This window comes from Streptomyces cyaneofuscatus, from assembly GCF_000718135.1.
Lineage (GTDB): Bacteria > Actinomycetota > Actinomycetes > Streptomycetales > Streptomycetaceae > Streptomyces > Streptomyces cyaneofuscatus.
Genome location: NZ_JOEM01000124.1, coordinates 1 through 202 on the forward strand (window position 1 = coordinate 1; position 202 = coordinate 202).

The following is a 202-nucleotide window of genomic DNA, read 5'->3' on the forward strand; positions in this document are numbered from 1 at the left end:
CGCCAAGGGTGTCGGGGTGCGCGGGCTGATCAACATCCAGTTCGCGCTGTCCGGGGACATCCTCTACGTCCTGGAGGCCAACCCCCGCGCCTCCCGCACGGTTCCCTTCACCTCCAAGGCCACCGCCGTCCCCCTCGCCAAGGCCGCCGCCCGCATCTCCCTCGGCACGACCATCGCCGAACTCCGCACCGAAGGCCTGCTC

At 70.8% G+C, this 202-nt stretch carries 1 protein-coding gene; it reads left to right on the forward strand.

Annotated elements, in window-relative coordinates; translation table 11 throughout:
* Window positions 1-202 (forward strand): ATP-binding protein (locus tag IF17_RS01000000137025; RefSeq protein ID WP_032773269.1); only part of this gene is annotated, 202 nt, incomplete at both ends.